The organism is Coleofasciculus sp. LEGE 07092, from assembly GCF_015207375.1.
GTDB lineage: Bacteria > Cyanobacteriota > Cyanobacteriia > Cyanobacteriales > Coleofasciculaceae > LEGE-07092.
Genome location: NZ_JADEWY010000090.1, coordinates 11,139 through 28,450, shown reverse-complemented (window position 1 = coordinate 28,450; position 17,312 = coordinate 11,139). Strand labels below are relative to the sequence as shown.

Here is a 17,312-nt window from a genome sequence, read left to right as displayed (position 1 = left end):
TTTTTAAATGATTCTGCGACCACTTAGATTTAAACCCTGGAGTTCGTTGGCAGCGTCAGATGGGTATAAGAGACAGACATTCCCCTGTTTCTAAAGTCCCCCCTTACCAAGGGGGGATTAGGGGGGTAATACCAGATGTGAGTTTTCGTCAAAAATAGTGTTTCAGAAGGAACCCGAATATGACTAGCCTAATTCCTGACGAATATTACCAAAGCAGAGAAGTGTATTCAACAACTATCCTAGATGAATTCCTCCGTTTAGAAAATTTTCAACGCGCCTGGGAAAAGGTAGCGGAAAATCGTGGTTGTGCGGGGGTGGATGGGGAGACGATTAATCGGTTTGCTCACAATCAAACGGTTAATATTTATCAGTTGCAACAGGCAGTTGCTCAGGGAAGTTATGAACCTTCCCCTTACAAGCAGGTGATTATTCCCAAACGAAATGGGAAGCAACGAGAGTTAAAAATTCCCACGGTTAGGGACAGAATTGTGCAGCAGGCGTTGTTAAATATTCTGTCGCCGTTGATGGAGGAGAAGTTTTCTGCTGCGAGTTTTGCTTATCGTCCAAATTTGTCTTATCTTAATGCGGTGGAAAACGTTGCCCAGTGGCGAGATATGGGATATCAATGGGTGTTGGATGCCGATATTGTCAAGTTTTTTGATACTATCGACCATCATCGGTTATTAAAAGAAGTTCGGTTACAGATTGATAATCCGAGAATTTTATGTTTAATCAAATCTTGGATAGTGGCGGGGGTGCTAACGGCAGAAGGGGTAATCGTATCCCAAAAAGGGATTCCCCAAGGGGCGGTAATTTCGCCGTTATTGGCGAATATTTATTTGCATGAGTTTGATGAGTGGGTTACAGAAACAGATTTAAAGCTTGTGCGGTATGCGGATGATTTTCTGATTTTAGCCCAAACTCAAGAGCGGATTTTAGATGCCAAGTTAGAAATCATTAATCTGTTGGCAGCAATGGGATTGATGCTGCATCCTGGGAAAACGCAAATTACTCATTTTGAGCGGGGGTTTCGGTTTTTGGGGCATGGTTTTTTTGAGAATGCTATTTTTCCGGTGGATGCGAATGACGTTAGTCTGAGGTCAGCTTTAGGGAAAATTAAGGGGATAATTCAGGGGCTGAAGAAGGGGAAGAATAAAGGTAAAAAAAAAGTCCTAACGGTGTAACCTCTCCCCCAACTCCTCTTCTGCAAGGAACTAACTTTTTAGGGAATGTGGAAAACCTCTCTCCAAACCTCTCTCCTACGAGGAGAGAGGCTTTGAATTCTCCTCCCTCGCCGGGGGAAATGAGGGGGGCTGGGGGATTAGATCAAGATAATGACGAAAATACAAGCGAGATTGCGACGTTACATCAACCGTTTCTTGCGGAAGTAGAGACAGAATCACGTCTCGAAAGCGAGGAAGATGAGAGTGTTTTTCAAAAGAATAGTTGGAATCAAGAAATGGCAGCTATCTATCTAGTCGAACAAGGCACGACTATCTATAAAGATTACCAACGGTTTATTATCTATGTATCCGAGAAGCCGAAACTGGAAGTGCCGATTCGAGAAGTGCAGCAAATTTTGGTGTTTGGGAATATTCAATTATCAACGCCAGTGATGCAAGCGTGTTTGCAAGAACAAATAGCGGTGGTGTTTCTGAGTCAGAGTGGTCGATATCATGGGCATTTATGGAGTGCTGAGTTTCGGGATTTAGATCAGGAGTTGGTACAGGTTAGACGGTGGGGTGATGTGGGGTTTCGGTTTCAGGTGTCTCAGGCAATTGTTTATGGCAAGTTGATGAATTCTAAGCAGCTTTTGTTGCGATTTAACCGTAAGCGTAAAAGCCGGGAGGTGGAACGGGCGATTATCGGTATTAATCAAGATATTGAAGCGTTGGAGTTTAGTGAGAGTTTGGATAGGTTGCGGGGTTATGAGGGGATAGGGGCGGCGAGGTATTTTCCGGCGTTGGGTCAGTTAATTACGAATTCTAAGTTTGAGTTTTCCCTGCGGAATCGTCAACCGCCTACTGACCCGGTGAATTCGTTGTTGAGTTTTGGTTACACGCTTTTGTTTAATAATGTTTTGGGGTTTATTATTGCTGAGGGGCTTTCACCTTATTTGGGGAATTTTCATTATGGGGAACGGCAGAAGCCTTATTTGGCGTTTGATTTGATGGAGGAATTTCGTTCTCCTATCGTTGATGGCTTGGTGTTAAAGGTTATTCATAAATCTTTGCTTAAACCCCAAGATTTTGACAGGGTTCCTAGTACGGGAGGGGTTTATTTGAATCAATCGGCAAGGCGAGTCTTTCTCAAGCAATTTGAAACTCGGATGAATGAGGAGGTTTCTCATCCAGATGTGCAGTCAAAAGTCACTTATCGTCAGGCGATTCAATTACAGGTGAGACGGTATAAACGGAGTTTGTTATCTGGGGTTGCTTATGAAGCTTTTTTAAGAGCGGTGTAAATGGGAGAATAGGATTATCGCTACAATAGACTCAACGAGAGCCACCCAAAGACAAAATCCATGATTGCTGTTCCACATTACATTAGTCCTAAAGACTATCTCGACATCGAACACCAAAACCCGATTCGGCATGAATATCGGCGTGGCTTAGTCTATGCTATGGCTGGTGGTACAGATAATCATGATCGTCTTGCTCTGAACCTTCTAACCCTGATTAACTTACATTTAGGTGACTCAGAATGCCGATTTCACTCCGGTAATGTGAAGGTCAACTACCAGGATGAGTTTTATTACTATCCTGATGCGTTTGTTACCTGTGACCCACGCGACCGTGATGACCGCTACATCAAGCGATATCCTAAACTCATTGTTGAAGTACTCTCACCTAGCACACAAGCCTTTGACTTGGGCGAAAAATTTGATGACTATCGACAGCTTGAATCTTTAAAGGAATATGTCTTAATTTTTCAAGGAAGTCAGCGCGTAGAATGCCGTCGTCGCACCTCGGCGAATACCTGGGAAACGGTCATTTATGGAGCAGGTGATTGCGCGGAGCGCAGTGCCAAAGGCAATCGCGTTTCACTCAAAAGTATTGACCTGGAATTTGCGATTGCCCAACTGTATCGCGGTCTTGATGGCTAGGAAAAGTTATCCGCGTTCCCCTTTCTTAGTAAAATGTTAGTGGTTGTTGTGTATGATATTCCTAATGATAAAAGGCGAACCAAGTTGTCCAATTTTCTAGAAGGATATGGGCGACGAGTTCAACTTTCTGTGTTTGAATGTTTTTTAAGTTTGGAGGAAATGCGGCAGCTTTATGGAAAGGTGAAAAAGTTAGTTGAACCCGTGGAGGATAATGTGCGGTTTTACTGGATATCCGAGGAAGCGGTTTCGAGATCGTTGGTGATTGGCTCAGAAGCACCCCAACCACCGCCAAAGTATTATGTTATCTAGGTTTGAGGGGTTTTTGAGGGGGATTGTCAGATGTTCATCGACGCATCTCGGCAAATCGCCCAAACCCTATATTTTTCGTTGAGATGCGTCGATTCCTTACAGCGAGAGGGTTTGAGGTATGTGTTTTGTTCAATTTTGGGGAGGAAATGTTAGACTTTTAAGAGATGCGTCGATTCGGCGGCTGAAACCCTTACGGGGTAATGGCTGCACGGGCGTACTCCCTACCGATTGGGTTAAATCGGATTAGTTGGAAACTAAAGAAGTAGACATGATGATTAATTCTCCAGAAAACCCTACCGATTGGGTTAAATCGGATTAGTTGGAAACTTTCCGCTCCGGCTTGGCGTAATGGGTCTTGACCATACCCTACCGATTGGGTTAAATCGGATTAGTTGGAAACTATCGATATTGGTGGTTTGCGCGGAGGCGGACCCTACCGATTGGGTTAAATCGGATTAGTTGGAAACTTCTGAACCATCAGAGAAGCGGAGCTTCACCAACCCTACCGATTGGGTTAAATCGGATTAGTTGGAAACGTTCATCTTCCTTATGGAAGACTACTATTACATAAATCCGAACCCTACCGATTGGGTTAAATCGGATTAGTTGGAAACTTTAAGTTAGCCATGGTAATTCGAAATCCTTAATAAAACCCTACCGATTGGGTTAAATCGGATTAGTTGGAAACCTTCCACAAGCGTCCGTGAGGTGCTTGTGGATTGAACGCCCTACCGATTGGGTTAAATCGGATTAGTTGGAAACTCTATGACCCCCTTGGTAGGTGCGTTAGCGAACTGATACACCCTACCGATTGGGTTAAATCGGATTAGTTGGAAACGGGTGATGGCAAAGTAGCCATCGACACCCTTTCCACCCCCTACCGATTGGGTTAAATCGGATTAGTTGGAAACGTCTGCACGGCAGCTGATTCCGCGCCGTTGTTGGACCCTACCGATTGGGTTAAATCGGATTAGTTGGAAACGCTGGAGCAATGCTACCAACAACAACAACCAAACCAGCAACCCTACCGATTGGGTTAAATCGGATTAGTTGGAAACGCTTGTTTGTGCAGAAGCAATGTTAGCGATAAAACCCCTACCGATTGGGTTAAATCGGATTAGTTGGAAACATACCCGACAATACCAGTGCTGGACTCAGTCTCTGCAGACCCTACCGATTGGGTTAAATCGGATTAGTTGGAAACAATTTAGTTATATCCCCATTCAGTTTGAAACCCTGGGCCCTACCGATTGGGTTAAATCGGATTAGTTGGAAACTTCATAATTCCCATCACCATCTGCATGAGCTGGTGTTGCCCCTACCGATTGGGTTAAATCGGATTAGTTGGAAACGAGTTTAACCTCACTGACCTTCCAGTTTAGTAACCCTACATCCCTACCGATTGGGTTAAATCGGATTAGTTGGAAACTCGTCTTCACCAATACCATTGTAATAGTACTTCATTTCCCCTACCGATTGGGTTAAATCGGATTAGTTGGAAACAAGCTAGAAACTCCTAGAACCTCCACTCCTCCTGAATACCCTACCGATTGGGTTAAATCGGATTAGTTGGAAACTGGAAACCCTTTGGCTTCCAAATGTTTGAAAATCAGCCCTACCGATTGGGTTAAATCGGATTAGTTGGAAACTTCTGTTTCTTGCGTCAATGGAAGCACTGCCCCCTACCGATTGGGTTAAATCGGATTAGTTGGAAACCAAATGCTGGGCAGCATTGGCAACAATCAGTCCACCCTACCGATTGGGTTAAATCGGATTAATTGGAAACCCAAAGAAAAGGTCTTCTTCATGAGAAAACCCTACCGATTGGGTTAAATCGGATTAAGCAGTATTGAGGGTGGGTAATTCTCACCCTTTTCCCTTGAACTGGCACAAAGCACTAGCCTAGCCGCGCAAGAGCGAAAATATTTCCTGTTTGCTGCCTGTCACGCTGACAGGAATTTAAAGCATTTTGTAAAAGTTGGTGTGTGGGTTATCCTCTTGTAAAATCTATGAGGTTTTGAGCCGCAGTTTAGTCAGCGGCTAAGTTCCTATTGGAGGGAAGACAGTTAATCGTGGTTGATCGGGTGTCATTAACACAGGAAGCAATTCGCCTTCTCGATATCCTTCGCACAACGTCATTCAACGACTGTTATCCACTCAGTAGAGAATTCAGTGAACTACCCAATCGCCCTGGTATTTACGCAATTAAGCACAGATCCCAAGGCATTCTGTATATTGGTAAATCCGGTAATGTCCGGAGCAGGTTAAGGGGTGGGCATAAAGCGTTAGGTTGGGCATTTATCGACAGACTTGACCCTGATGATGTGCGGATTGCTGTCGCCAGAGTATATGTATGAGTGGACTCGGTTATCATTGCAGTTAGAAAGTATCATGCTCCGGCAGATTCGACCGCCCTATAACGATCGCATTGCTCAGGAGGACTAACCCGTGCCCATCTCTAATCCCGACACCAAGTCTAAAATCTTCAACTCCCTCCCGAAAAAGGTGCAATCGGCGATTGTTGCCTATGCAGAATCAGCGGAACTCTCTCCCGATGGAGTCATTATATTTGCGATCGCTCACTTTTTAGAGTTGGAGTCCATTCGGGAGCATGATAGCCATAGCCATACTGAAAGTACCAGTATCCTGAATGACTTACCGACTTCTCTGCAAACCGAGATCGAGAACTATGCTGCTCTCTATGATATGCCGCCAGAGTTTGTCGTGGAACTAGCGATCGCTCACTTTCTCGATCCCGACTCCATAACATTCGACGATTGCCAAACTAGACTGCAACGCGATCGCTTAGAACTGCTGAGATTAGAGAAACACCAGCGATCGGCAACGGTAGCCCAGCGATCAGCTATGCTGGTGCCGTAGGCAATCGCATTGCTCAAAAAGACCTAAGGAAGGTAGTTTCATATAATGGAGTCGCTATCTCACAAGAAGGTGAGGTGTTAGTGTAATGGAAACAATCTACAAAATTGATAGGAAAAACGCCGCCTACTGTTATCCTCTTTTAGAACCCTCAGATTTAGAGGAAAGGTTTTTACAACTAGCCCAACAATGGCGCGTCGAAACAGGGATGATGTCTTTAGTCACAAAAATGGTAATGCACCCAGCATACCAACGAATTATTGGCATGGGTCAACCAGTTGTTCCACTGATTTTACGCGAACTCGAACGCGAACCTGACCATTGGTTTTGGGCGTTGCAATCCATTACAGGTGCTAATCCTATTGAGCCAGAACAGCGGGGTCGGTTAACGCAAATGGCAGGGGTATGGATACAATGGGGTAAGGAGAATGGCTACAGATGGTAGGCTGGAAAAGTACAAAGAAGACGAATTTGGGCACCTGACGACCACCGGATATCGCATTACGAGTAAAGCGTCACGAATTTACAATTGTTTTGCTTGGGCTGCGGGGGAAGATGACCGTTGGTGGAATCCTTTAGAACCAGAAAATCCCTACTATTGGCCCGATGGCGTACCCGCAGAATTAACTATAGCTGCTTTTATCCAGGCTTATCAAACTCTGGGATATGAACCTTGTGATAGTGCTGAGTTGGAAGAAGGTTTTGAGAAGATAGCTCTATACGCTACACCTGACGGAGAACCAACACATACAGCTAGACAATTACCAAATGGAAAGTGGACAAGCAAACTCGGACGCTGGGAAGATATTGAGCATGAACTGGATGGATTAATCGGCGAAATGTACGGGTCTGTCAGGCAAATTTTAAAGCGACCTCTTGTGCGCTATAGCGATCGCATTGCTCAGGAGGACTAAAGAGATGTCCATCTCTAATCCCGACTCAATAACATTCGACATGTAGCCTGTTGAATTGCAAGCCGCTCAGGACTTACGCACATTTGCATTTAAACCACCATCAGTAGGGGCGCATCGCCATGCGCCCTTCCTATATGTAGCGTTTATGCGTAAGCCCTACCGCTGTAAACGTAGGGTGGGTTAATCCCCACCCTTTTTTTATTCCCGCCATTGGAAAAGGCTGTTTCCAACCCCTTGCTACAGTAAGCCGTGTACCCAACAAGTCAATTAAGCCTTATGATTCTGATAAATTTCATCGTCTTAAGTTTCTATATCATCTTGCTGCTGCCAATATTTTTCCCAAACCAAAAGCAAGAAAGCAAAACACCAGAGCAAGAAATAGGAGAGGCTATCACCAAATATTTAAACTCTAAAAACCCTCCAAAGGATTAGAGTTTGTGGTGTAAACTATGTACCAAGAAATATTCTTAATCCATCAAGCGAAGATGGAAAAAGTGATTGAACTGCTTCCTCAGTATTCCGCTACATACTTAGGAAATAGCACTTGGCTTACTAGTGTCAGAACATTCAAATTTCCCAGTAGAGAAGTGTCTGAACTTTTCGCCACAAAACTTCTGGAACTAGGAATCATTAGTATCGGGCAATACAATAGTAAAATGCATTAGTTTTCTCCGGTAATTTTGCGATCGTCAATTTGGAAAAGGAGAGATGCCCGACTTCTCTAAGAAGTCGGGCATCTGAGTTGCAGTTCCCCGTTCCCCATTCCCCGTTCCCTATTCTCTTGTTGTTAAAGAAAGCCCCTTTTCCACCCCTAAGTTTTAATACAAGTAACGAAAAAGAAAAGGATGCCTTACATCTATGGGAAGCAATCGTCGAGTACTCATTCTTGCCGATAGCGACAATACCTTCTTAGCCGCCCAAAGCTTTAACCGTAGGCTGGACTGGCAGAAACTTCGTGACTACCTCGCTGACCCCAGAGAAGGTCGAGAACTCATTGAAATGGTCATCTACGTCGGATTACCTCCAGCCAGAGAACGATTTGAAGAACAACGCAAAACCAAAGAAAAATTCATCTATTGGGCAAAAAGCAACGGGTTCTTAGTCGTTCAAAAAGAAGGCAAAACCAAAGGCGATGACTACGAAACCAACATTGATATCGTCATGGCAATGGATGCCATTGAACTCGCCTTAGAAGTTCGCCCCGATATCGTTGTCTTAGTCACCGGAGACTCTGATTTTGCCTACCTTGCCGAAAAACTCAGACGGCGGGGAATGCGCGTCGAAGTCGCTTCTGTCGAACAATCCCTCGGAAACGATCTCAAAGTCGCCGCGAGTAGCATCGTCGATTTAATTGGAATTTTCGATAGCTTTGAACCGCAAAATAACCAGCAAAACTTTCACCGAATTGGTCACACTAATGTCTTTGATTAAACAGGAGCCACGAACCTTGTCATCTCTACAAACCATGAAAATTTTATCTCATTACCTTGCCAGCTACCGCCCTATTTTTTCTAAACTGAACTCAATTCATCCCAGGAGAATCATGCAGACATTCAATGGCAAATTAATCGCCGAAGAGATATCTGAGTTCGATAAACTCCAGCAAAAAATCGAACATCTCACTCAACAGTTTGAACAATTGGAACGACAGATGACAGTGATGAGTGAAAAAGACAAGACAGACTATCTCCAGCAAATGGGTTCCGTTCAACTGTCTTTACAAAAACTAGAACGACTTTATAGCCGCATACTATCGACAACGATTCTGGCAGCTATCGGTCTAGCCAGTTGGTCAGTTTTCTTAGGGTTGAATCATGACCAATTTTCAGCACAACAGATAAACTCCCCAGTAGAGAGTACCTTAACTAAACCCACTGCAAACCGTTAGTCAACGACTCCAATAGAGGATGTTTTAGCTACAGAATGTATGACAACAAAAGGTTGTTGAAAAACATCCTCTTCATCTCTGTTAATACCAATTTGGGTTAATAATGGCACATTTCACCCCCCCCAACCCCCCTTATTAAGGGGGGAGCAAGAAAAGAATTTCTGCCCAAATCAAGCCCGATTGGTATAATTTAAATCCAATCAAGGAGATGGCAATGAGAGCAATTTTCCAGCGCATTCAAAAATGGCGATCGCCTCAATTGAACGAGGGGCAAACCGTTAATCAGATTCAATCAAACTCTATCAAGGAGCCTACCATGAGAGCAATTGTCAACGGCAAATTAGTGAATTTACCCAATGGTGCAACCGTTGAAGAATTGAGAGCTAAACTTCCAGAAATTGGCAACGATGATGTCATGGAAGAAGGATTTGGTGGGACGAAGCCCTTAAAAGAAAATGAAGCCCTCAAAGAAGGGTCTAAAGTTTGGACAGTTCCCAAAATTGTGAAAGGAGCCTATCAGGTTTGCATGTAGTACTCATGTAGGTTGGGTTGAGCGAAGTTTGCACGTAGCACTCATGTAGGTTGGGTTGAGCGAAGTCGAAACCCAACAAACAAAGTTGACATACTCCCATCGTGAAAGGATAAAGCCAAATGACACTAACGATTAATCCCGGTCAAACCGATTTTAAACCCAGTGCGAGACTGCTTGCCGAACTCAAACTCCTCGAAAAAGTGGCAAAGACGGTACTCATTGGCAGCAAAACTGTGGGTGACATTCAGTATACCGCCGTACTGGTTAAAGGAATGCCCTTGTCGTCTCGGAAATTTAACGTTTCCAATACCGATGTGTTATTTCTACTCCCCCCCGATTACCCGCGTCTTCCGCCAATTGGCTGCTATCTTAACTACCCTTGGAATACGGTAGGACAGGGCGACCATCACTTCACCCATCAGAGTTATTATGGCGCACCTTTTTTAAGTGAAGAAGGCTGGTATTGGTACTGCGTTGGACTGGGGGGTGGATTTAATCGAGATAGATGGCTCAATGCTTGGCGTCCGAATAACAAACCTGAACAAGGACACAATCTTGCGACTTTATTTGTCACCGCACGCCACGCGATTAATACGGATGATTGAGTAAACCATAGGTTAGGTTGCAAATCGTTTCACCCAACTTACATCTTTCGCTCACCCGATGAACCGCCAGGGATTTTAATCCCTGCGTCATAGCTAAAGTCCTCTCAAGAGGACTCAAGGCTAACTCTACAAAAATTTCAGTCCATTTCAATGGACTTGAGCTATGAGCCGTGGAATTAATTCCACGGCGGATGAGTGGACTGATGCAAGATGCTACCTAACCTCAAACTCTCGACCCTCTGAACCCTAGCTCATGAAACTTCATTACTCAAAAAACAATGAACAACTCGAAAAAATCATCCGAAATGTCTCTGCACATCCCACCCAAAATGTGGCATCAGTTTTATCACGCTATGCTGGATGCCCGGACAACGAATGAAGAAGTGATTGGCTTCTTCTTCTGCAAACGCCATCAGGTATCTAAGCAGAAAGTGAGGTATTTGCCTCAATCTTGGGTGGTGCCTTCTGCCGATTGTTACGAACGCCAATCGGCGAATGGATTGGTGATGAAACAGGAGTTTCACCAGTACTTAATCGAGACGTTTCTAGCAAAGGAAAAACTCGATGTCGTTCATATTCATACCCATAGCGATCGCGGCAAGCCGGAATTTTCTGGTGTGGATGACCGTTATGAATCAGAATATGCCAGGTTTCTCTCGTCTCACTTCAACCCTTCGGCTGCGCTCAGCTTCAAAAAAAAGCCGCGTTTAATCTCTGGGGTGTTTGATGAAACCTTGCAACAGTCTCAATTTCGGATATGGGACAGAAAAGGACAGTCGTTTGAGCGCATTAACTGTTCTCGATCGTGGTTTGAACTCACCCCAGATGTCAATACCCCCAACGAGACAGACTTAATGTTTGCCCGTCAGCAAGCCTTTGGTGAAGGGGTACAAAAACAGCTTGGCGAACTCACTGTTGCCTTAATTGGCTGTGGGGGCATTGGGGCAATTTTTGCGGAACTGCTGGGGCGTTTAGGGGTGAAAAAATGGATATTAATTGACCGCGATCGCGTAGAATCCGTTAACCTGAATCGCCTCCCTGCTGCGACTCAGGACATGGCAACTCAGCAATGGTATAAAGTCCACTATGTCAAGCACCTGATTAAACGCATCTATGCCACGGGTTCTCATGTCAAAACCATCCCCACATCCATTGCCGATGAATCTGCAAAACAGGAAGTCGCGGCGGCTGATTTGATTGTTGTTGCCACGGATAATCACTCCTCTCGGCAAGTCGCCCAAGAATTAGCCCTAACCTATATGCGTCCCCTGGTTTGTCTGGGTACTCACATCGACATACAGCCTAACAATACACCGCGAATGTATTGTCGCGTTACCGTCCCACCCCTTGGAGGTGGATGGTGTCTGATGTGTGGCAATATTATTAACTTACATCGCGCTGCCCTAGAGTCTGCCGCCGATGAAATTAATCATTTAGCCGCCCGTGTCGGTTATGTAGAAGGCATCGGCGACCCAGCAGTATTCTGGTTAAATAGTCTGTGTGCCAGTACTGGGGTTGGTGTTATCCACAGTATGCTCAGTGGCTTTCTGGATGTGGATAATGGTCTTGACTGGATTTACGAGTTTCCTGGATCGAATTGGCTGAAGACTAATCCTGAGTATTTAGGGACTTGTGGTTGTTATTTTTGTGGCGTTTGAGTTTAACAAGGCTTCAGGGCAGAAGGAGGAAAAGAGAACAGTTTTCTCCTATTGCCCGTTCCCCGTTCCCTATTCCCTATTCCCTGTTCCCTATTCCCTATTCCCTATTCCCTATTCCCTATTCCCTATTCCCTTAGTTAGAAACAACAGAACTATCCATGAGAAACTCACTCCTTGCCACGGTTGGCACCAGCCTCTTTGAAGGCAATCTCAAGCGTCTTGGTGAAACGACAGCCAACAAACCTGAAAACTGGGCAGACTTGAAAGATGCCTACCAAACTCAAAACTGGTCACGTTTAGCCAAGGAACTGCTCAAAATTGACCCCACCGCCCGCACTTGCGGCGCAGAAATCAATACCGTTGAAGAAATCCGCAAAAAAAGTTGGCTATCCCTAGAAAACCTGATCTTTCTCGTCTCCGACACCCCCAACGGCAAAGCCACGGGTCAAGTATTATGCGATTACTTCCAACAACGAACAGACTTGGGACTTCGCACGGTAGAGTACGCCGTAATTGACGAACTGCAAGACGAACGTCCCCAAGATTTCAAAACTCACGGACTGAGAAACCTCGTCCGCACAATTGGCGAATACGTGCAGCGCTTCGGGGGGAGTAACTACGTTACCATTGATGCAACGGGTGGTTACAAAGCCCAAATTGCGATCGCTTTACTGATGGGGCAAGCCTTAGATATTCCGGTTTTTTACAAGCACGAACGTTTCAGCGAAATCATCGACTTCCCCCCACTCCCCATCACCTTCGACTACGACATCCTCGCCCAAAATGCCGACTTACTCACAGACTTTGAGCGAGGGAAAGCCTTTTCTAGCAGCGAACTCGGCGGTATTGATGACAAACTACGTTCCTTACTCACAGAAATTGTGGAGGGGAATGAATCTCTCTACGAACTCAGCCCGATTGGACAGATTTACCTAACGGGTTTTCGTTACCGCAACCCCAAACCCATTGCCCTCGTTCCAGCTACCAACCGGAAACCCCCAACGTTTGGCAATGATCATCACTATCCCAATAGCTGCAAGGACTTTATCAAAAAAGTATGGCAGGAAACGAACTGGATAAAAACAGCCAATTCTCTACCTTACGGTGGACAAAAAGGGATTAAGGGAATTGGCTTTTTTGTAAGGGAAGAGGAGAACGGTTTCAAATTAGTGGGAACGTACCAAGATAAAGATAAATATGGGGCTGTGTTCCACTTTCGCTTAACAGACGAATCCCTCAAAGCCTTAGCCTGGGCAGCCGATTATCTCAATCAGAAATATAAGCCTTAACATAGCGGTCTTGGAGTGATACCCTATTCTGTTTGAAAGGGAATCATGGACACAGCGACGCGAACTTTTGGTAGAGGTACTCAATTGCATTAATTCATAGTAAAGGGGTGGGTAATGGCAAAAGATCTATTTCACGATGTTGTCAAAGAAGCTCTCCTTGCAGAAGGATGGCAGATCACCCACGATCCTTTTCCCATAGACTACGGTGATGTCCAAATGCAGATTGATTTGGGTGCTGAACGCTTACTCGCTGCCGAACGAGATACCGAGAAAATTGCTGTAGAAGTAAAAAGTTTTATCAATCCCTCAGCAATTTCTGAATTTCACACCGCTGTTGGACAATACCTCAACTACCGTCGGGCATTGCGAGTACAAGAGACAACCCGAATACTTTATCTGGCAGTACCCAGCCAAACTTATGAAGAATTCTTTCGCCTCAGATTCATTCAAGAAGGGGTAATAGAGTATCAACTTTATTTGGTTATCTATGATGTAGAAGATAGGAGGATTGTGCAATGGATAAAGTGAGCCAATATCGACAGATTGTTCAAGACATCCTAATTGCCCATAGCCAAATCAAACCTGCCTATGGCGAAATTGAGATGGAAGTTCTGTTCGATCAAGAGCGCGAACGTTATCAAGTTTTACGCGCTGGATGGCTTCAAAAAAAACGTGTATACGGCGTTCTGATTCATATTGACATTAAAGGAGAGAAACTTTGGATTCAGTATGATGGTACAGAAGTCGGCGTTGCTAATGAACTTATTGAATCCGGCATTCCTAAAACAGATATTGTCCTAGCCTACCATTCACCTTTCATTCGCCAGTACGACGGTTTCGCGGTTAGTTAAATGGGAGAACCCGTTCCCCATTGGGTGAAATCATAGACTCGTGGGGTATCGGTTCGCTGAGTCCTCAACCTGCCACAGATATAACGCTTTGGAAGAGGGCTTTTCCAAGCATCCGTATACTATTGGCATCAGCAATTTACAAGCCAATAGCCAAACACTGTAACTGAACATGGATAAAAACAATCAGTGTTACACCGTCATCACTTTTGCGCCAATTCAGGCATTTATCGAAAAATCGCGCAAACTGCGGGACTTGTATGGGAGTTCCTATATTCTGTCTTTTTTATCTTGGATTATCTGTCTAGCCGCCGAAAAACAGGGTTATAGCGTTGTCTCTCCGGCACTGCCTAACGTGACTCAGGGAATGCCCAATCAAATTGTGCTGCAAAGGAACCTTTCCTCAGACGATATCCACGCTTTTAGCCAAGGTTGTAACCCTTTCTCAGACGATATCCAAGGAATTCAAGACGCTTTTAACCAAGGTTGGAAATGTTTGGTTGATAGCTGTCGAAACTGGATTGAACAAGAAGTTAAGGAAGGAAAGGATGCACAAGGCAATGTGATCCAATGGGATTATTATTGGCAACGGGATTGGCAACTGTGGACAAACCACTGCTGGGAGTTTTTTACTGCATCAGGGCAACCGGGTGAAAGCATTACCGACGTGCGCCAGCGACTCAATCAAGTAAAAAACGCTCGCAACTGGACAGGAATTAACTGGCAAGGGGAAAGTTCCACGCTTTCAGGTGCAGATGCGATCGCATATCCTGGTTTAGGACGCATAGCCGACCCCCGCGACTACGATTATCAGCAAGAAAGAACGGCAGTTAGAGCATTTTACCAGAAACTCAGTGAAAAACTCGGTGAATCTTTCATCAAAGCAACTCCAGGGCTAAATAGTGCTGAAAAAGACAAAACCCAAGAGAAAAGCAGCACAGAGTTGAATAAAAAATATGGTTCTTCCTTCATCGATCCGCGAGAAGAACTTAGTATTCCTGAACTCGTCAAACGCTTGATTACCCATAAGGTTATTGTTCAGGATTTAGTGATGCGCTTGCATAAATTAAAAGTCGCTGTTTCGGAAGATGAAGAAATTAAGCTGGCTTCATTTCGGGAGGATTTAACCCAAATTGCTAAAGATCTTAAACCTGACTCTTTCCGAGACTTGAACCGACAAAAAGATGATGACTCTAAAGAAAAGAAATATTGGACAGGTTGGTTTTTAGGCGATGGGGATAGTGCTAGTAAATACTTTAAGCAGTTTAATGCCAGTAAATACTCTAAAGAGTTTACTGAATCTAAAGCAAAGGAGGAAGCAGAAAAACTCACAGAGTTTAGCGCAGAAATGCGAAACTGGGGCAAAGAACTCTGTACTAACAGCAAAGACTATTTACAGGGCAAAGGACGGATGATTTATGCCGGAGGAGATGATTTTTTAGGGGTTCTCTACTATCCAAACAAGCAGATTCCGCCTCATGATTGCCTCAACTGGTTTTATACCTTCAAATCAGAAGTTTGGCATAAACCCCAACGGAAAAAAATCTCAGCCAGTGTAGGGTTTGTTTGGGCGGGTAATCAAGTACCCCAACGAGATGTCTTGCAGCACTGCCATTTAGCCGAAACATCTGCCAAAAGTACCGGACGCGATCGCATTGCTTTTCGCATCTTATTTAATAGTGGTAACTACTTAGAATGGGTGTGTCCTTGGTGGCTATTAGATGACGCAGATAGGCAAGCATTCACTGAAAAGAATATACCTATCTTACCGGAAACTTCTAAAAATCTAATTGAAAGTTATCATGACCGCGACAAAGGGAAAAACTGGACTCACTTTTATCAAGATGTGGCGATTCTTGAATCTCGTCATGCTTTCAGTGAGCAATCCATTGATATAGCACTGGGTTTGATAGACATTTATTTCGATTCTGTTTGGAAAGCAATTATCGGTAATCAGGAAAACTGGTGGAATCGTTATAACGAGCATGAATTACAGATATTTACAGGAATTTTAGGCGATCCAAAGCGATTTAATCCTGAGTATGAAGAAACTACGGAATTAAGAAACGAGTTAAATAATAACCCAAAAGTCAAAGAGGATTTTAACAATTGGGTGATTAATCTAGCCAAAGTTGGATTTTACTTAACAGATAACAATGGACAAACAAACCAACGCTGAGTTTAAGTATCTCATCCTCATTGAACCCCTGGGCTTTCTCTATGGCAGTGCAGGACGGTTTTTATCCCCAGAAAATTTGGTTGGACGTTCGGGAAGTAGTTTTCCGCCAAGTGCTGCAACAGTTTCGGGTATATTTGCTGCAAATTATGGGAACGATGCCATTCAAAACTTGTATCTGGCGGGAGCATTTTGGGGAAAAACAGAGGATGTGAAGTCGCAGCAAAACTTTTATGTGCCGACTCCTTTAACTTATTTGATTAAAAATGGAAAACTGCATCATAAGCTAAGTTGGGATGGCGCAAAAGAGGGGTGGTTTGATGAAAAAGGTGAAGCCCCGGTTGATAAATTTGATAAAGGGACATGGTTAGCGATCGCCGACTGGAATAACCCAACTAAAGTCGAGAAAAGTCCTTGGAAACCTTCTCCCCATCTCCACCCCAGACTCGAACAAGATGAACGGCGGGTGGTACGGAAACAAGATACCAATGATGAAGAACAGCAGGGCAGTTTATTTTTGGAAAATGCTGTTCAGATGCCTCAAGATACCTGCTTAGTCTATCTATCTACTCACAACCTAGAACCGGGTTGGTATCGGTTTGGTGGGGAAGGGCATTTGGTAGAAATTACCTGTTTGGAACTGAATGAACAAAACAAAGCATTGTTGAGTCAATCTATCGAAAAACAGTTTGCCTTAATTACTCCAGCCGTATGGGGTTCAAACCGTCTTTCTTATCGCTATCCTATCTATCTGCAAAAAGGCGATTCCCAAAAGTACAAACAGGAAGATCCAGAGAGTAATGATAAAAATGTTTGGTCAGTAGAAACTCTGTATACAGGTCGTTCCATTCCTTTTCGTTATCGCTTAGGTGATCATAACAACCCCCAACCCCATCAACCTAAAGTGCTGTCACGAGGACGTTATGCTGTGCCGGCGGGAACAGTTTATGTGTTGAAAAAACCCCTAAATCAACCTTGGCAGGATTGGGATGAATCTTGGTTTCCTAAAGAAGGACCATCGCTGAAACGTTGGGGATGTGGATTAGCGCTTCCCTTGTAAAGGTTATCCTCTTGCAAATGTTCGGTATAGGCAATTTTCATTCCCTGTTC

18 protein-coding genes and 1 CRISPR repeat array are annotated in these 17,312 nt (G+C 44.3%); all 18 genes read left to right on the top strand.

The window, feature by feature from the left end; genetic code table 11:
* Positions 1-179: 179 nt before the first annotated feature.
* The 18 genes from ltrA (at position 180) to IQ257_RS20115 (ending at position 17,262) form a co-directional block, all read left to right on the top strand.
* Complete coding sequence (gene ltrA, locus IQ257_RS20200; protein ID WP_193875982.1) at positions 180-1,184, top strand: group II intron reverse transcriptase/maturase; 1,005 nt, start codon at positions 180-182, stop codon at positions 1,182-1,184.
* A gap of 275 nt (positions 1,185-1,459) precedes the next feature.
* Entirely contained in the window at positions 1,460-2,464 is a 1,005-nt protein-coding gene (gene cas1, locus IQ257_RS20195; protein ID WP_193875988.1) for a CRISPR-associated endonuclease Cas1, read from the top strand.
* Between the two features lie 60 nt (positions 2,465-2,524).
* A complete protein-coding gene (locus tag IQ257_RS20190; protein ID WP_193875980.1) occupies positions 2,525-3,106 on the top strand; it encodes a Uma2 family endonuclease in 582 nt (193 codons plus the stop codon).
* Between the two features lie 33 nt (positions 3,107-3,139).
* Positions 3,140-3,415 carry a CRISPR-associated endonuclease Cas2 gene (gene cas2, locus IQ257_RS20185; protein WP_193875977.1) on the top strand — a complete coding sequence of 92 codons (276 nt, stop codon included), beginning with the start codon at positions 3,140-3,142 and terminating at the stop codon, positions 3,413-3,415.
* 219 nt (positions 3,416-3,634) lie between these two features.
* Positions 3,635-5,266: direct repeats of the CRISPR family, unit length 36 nt; unit sequence CCCTACCGATTGGGTTAAATCGGATTAGTTGGAAAC.
* Positions 5,267-5,499: 233 nt separating this feature from the next.
* Positions 5,500-5,772 carry a GIY-YIG nuclease family protein gene (locus tag IQ257_RS20180; protein WP_322744408.1) on the top strand — a complete coding sequence of 91 codons (273 nt, stop codon included), beginning with the start codon at positions 5,500-5,502 and terminating at the stop codon, positions 5,770-5,772.
* 91 nt (positions 5,773-5,863) lie between these two features.
* A complete protein-coding gene (locus tag IQ257_RS20175) occupies positions 5,864-6,295 on the top strand; it encodes a hypothetical protein (RefSeq protein WP_193875975.1) in 432 nt (143 codons plus the stop codon).
* Between the two features lie 85 nt (positions 6,296-6,380).
* Positions 6,381-6,737: a hypothetical protein gene (locus tag IQ257_RS20170; RefSeq protein ID WP_193875973.1), complete on the top strand. Its 357-nt coding sequence runs from the start codon at positions 6,381-6,383 to the stop codon at positions 6,735-6,737.
* The gene (locus IQ257_RS20165) at positions 6,721-7,206 is read left to right on the top strand and encodes a hypothetical protein (RefSeq protein WP_193875971.1); all 486 of its coding nucleotides are present in this window, start codon (positions 6,721-6,723) and stop codon (positions 7,204-7,206) included. Before IQ257_RS20170 ends, IQ257_RS20165 begins: the two co-directional genes overlap by 17 nt.
* A gap of 858 nt (positions 7,207-8,064) precedes the next feature.
* Positions 8,065-8,637 (top strand): NYN domain-containing protein, encoded by a 573-nt coding sequence (locus IQ257_RS20160; protein ID WP_193875969.1) that lies wholly within the window; start codon positions 8,065-8,067, stop codon positions 8,635-8,637.
* 34 nt (positions 8,638-8,671) lie between these two features.
* Positions 8,672-9,094, top strand: a complete 423-nt coding sequence (locus IQ257_RS20155; RefSeq protein WP_193875967.1) for a hypothetical protein — start codon at positions 8,672-8,674, stop codon at positions 9,092-9,094.
* Between the two features lie 214 nt (positions 9,095-9,308).
* Positions 9,309-9,626, top strand: coding sequence for a hypothetical protein (locus IQ257_RS20150; RefSeq protein ID WP_228060868.1), 318 nt, complete (start codon positions 9,309-9,311; stop codon positions 9,624-9,626).
* 119 nt (positions 9,627-9,745) lie between these two features.
* Positions 9,746-10,231 (top strand): E2/UBC family protein, encoded by a 486-nt coding sequence (locus tag IQ257_RS20145; RefSeq protein ID WP_193875965.1) that lies wholly within the window; start codon positions 9,746-9,748, stop codon positions 10,229-10,231.
* 278 nt (positions 10,232-10,509) lie between these two features.
* Positions 10,510-11,889: a HesA/MoeB/ThiF family protein gene (locus IQ257_RS20140; RefSeq protein WP_228060867.1), complete on the top strand. Its 1,380-nt coding sequence runs from the start codon at positions 10,510-10,512 to the stop codon at positions 11,887-11,889.
* 158 nt (positions 11,890-12,047) lie between these two features.
* Positions 12,048-13,178, top strand: coding sequence for a putative CRISPR-associated protein (locus IQ257_RS20135; protein ID WP_193875963.1), 1,131 nt, complete (start codon positions 12,048-12,050; stop codon positions 13,176-13,178).
* Between the two features lie 114 nt (positions 13,179-13,292).
* A complete protein-coding gene (locus IQ257_RS20130) occupies positions 13,293-13,706 on the top strand; it encodes a XisH family protein (RefSeq protein WP_193875961.1) in 414 nt (137 codons plus the stop codon).
* Positions 13,694-14,029, top strand: a complete 336-nt coding sequence (locus IQ257_RS20125) for a XisI protein (RefSeq protein WP_193875959.1) — start codon at positions 13,694-13,696, stop codon at positions 14,027-14,029. The genes IQ257_RS20130 and IQ257_RS20125 overlap by 13 nt, the downstream gene beginning before the upstream one ends.
* Positions 14,030-14,198: 169 nt before the next feature.
* A complete protein-coding gene (locus tag IQ257_RS20120; RefSeq protein WP_193875957.1) occupies positions 14,199-16,205 on the top strand; it encodes a Cas10/Cmr2 second palm domain-containing protein in 2,007 nt (668 codons plus the stop codon).
* Complete coding sequence (locus IQ257_RS20115; protein ID WP_193875955.1) at positions 16,183-17,262, top strand: type III-B CRISPR module-associated Cmr3 family protein; 1,080 nt, start codon at positions 16,183-16,185, stop codon at positions 17,260-17,262. The genes IQ257_RS20120 and IQ257_RS20115 overlap by 23 nt, the downstream gene beginning before the upstream one ends.
* Positions 17,263-17,312 lie beyond the last annotated feature (50 nt).

Excerpts from the sequence above, each read along its gene's own strand:
- IQ257_RS20140 (WP_228060867.1), top strand. The coding sequence starts at position 10,510 with ATGAACAACTCGAAAAAATCATCCGAAATGTCTCTGCACATCCCACCC.
- IQ257_RS20145 (WP_193875965.1), top strand. The coding sequence starts at position 9,746 with ATGACACTAACGATTAATCCCGGTCAAACCGATTTTAAACCCAGTGCG.
- IQ257_RS20155 (WP_193875967.1), top strand. The coding sequence starts at position 8,672 with ATGAAAATTTTATCTCATTACCTTGCCAGCTACCGCCCTATTTTTTCT.
- IQ257_RS20160 (WP_193875969.1), top strand. The coding sequence starts at position 8,065 with ATGGGAAGCAATCGTCGAGTACTCATTCTTGCCGATAGCGACAATACC.
- IQ257_RS20150 (WP_228060868.1), top strand. The coding sequence starts at position 9,309 with ATGAGAGCAATTTTCCAGCGCATTCAAAAATGGCGATCGCCTCAATTG.
- IQ257_RS20115 (WP_193875955.1), top strand. The coding sequence starts at position 16,183 with ATGGACAAACAAACCAACGCTGAGTTTAAGTATCTCATCCTCATTGAA.
- IQ257_RS20120 (WP_193875957.1), top strand. The coding sequence starts at position 14,199 with ATGGATAAAAACAATCAGTGTTACACCGTCATCACTTTTGCGCCAATT.
- IQ257_RS20130 (WP_193875961.1), top strand. The coding sequence starts at position 13,293 with ATGGCAAAAGATCTATTTCACGATGTTGTCAAAGAAGCTCTCCTTGCA.
- IQ257_RS20190 (WP_193875980.1), top strand. The coding sequence starts at position 2,525 with ATGATTGCTGTTCCACATTACATTAGTCCTAAAGACTATCTCGACATC.
- IQ257_RS20170 (WP_193875973.1), top strand. The coding sequence starts at position 6,381 with ATGGAAACAATCTACAAAATTGATAGGAAAAACGCCGCCTACTGTTAT.
- ltrA (WP_193875982.1), top strand. The coding sequence starts at position 180 with ATGACTAGCCTAATTCCTGACGAATATTACCAAAGCAGAGAAGTGTAT.
- IQ257_RS20165 (WP_193875971.1), top strand. The coding sequence starts at position 6,721 with ATGGCTACAGATGGTAGGCTGGAAAAGTACAAAGAAGACGAATTTGGG.
- IQ257_RS20135 (WP_193875963.1), top strand. The coding sequence starts at position 12,048 with ATGAGAAACTCACTCCTTGCCACGGTTGGCACCAGCCTCTTTGAAGGC.
- cas1 (WP_193875988.1), top strand. The coding sequence starts at position 1,460 with ATGGCAGCTATCTATCTAGTCGAACAAGGCACGACTATCTATAAAGAT.
- IQ257_RS20125 (WP_193875959.1), top strand. The coding sequence starts at position 13,694 with ATGGATAAAGTGAGCCAATATCGACAGATTGTTCAAGACATCCTAATT.
- cas2 (WP_193875977.1), top strand. The coding sequence starts at position 3,140 with ATGTTAGTGGTTGTTGTGTATGATATTCCTAATGATAAAAGGCGAACC.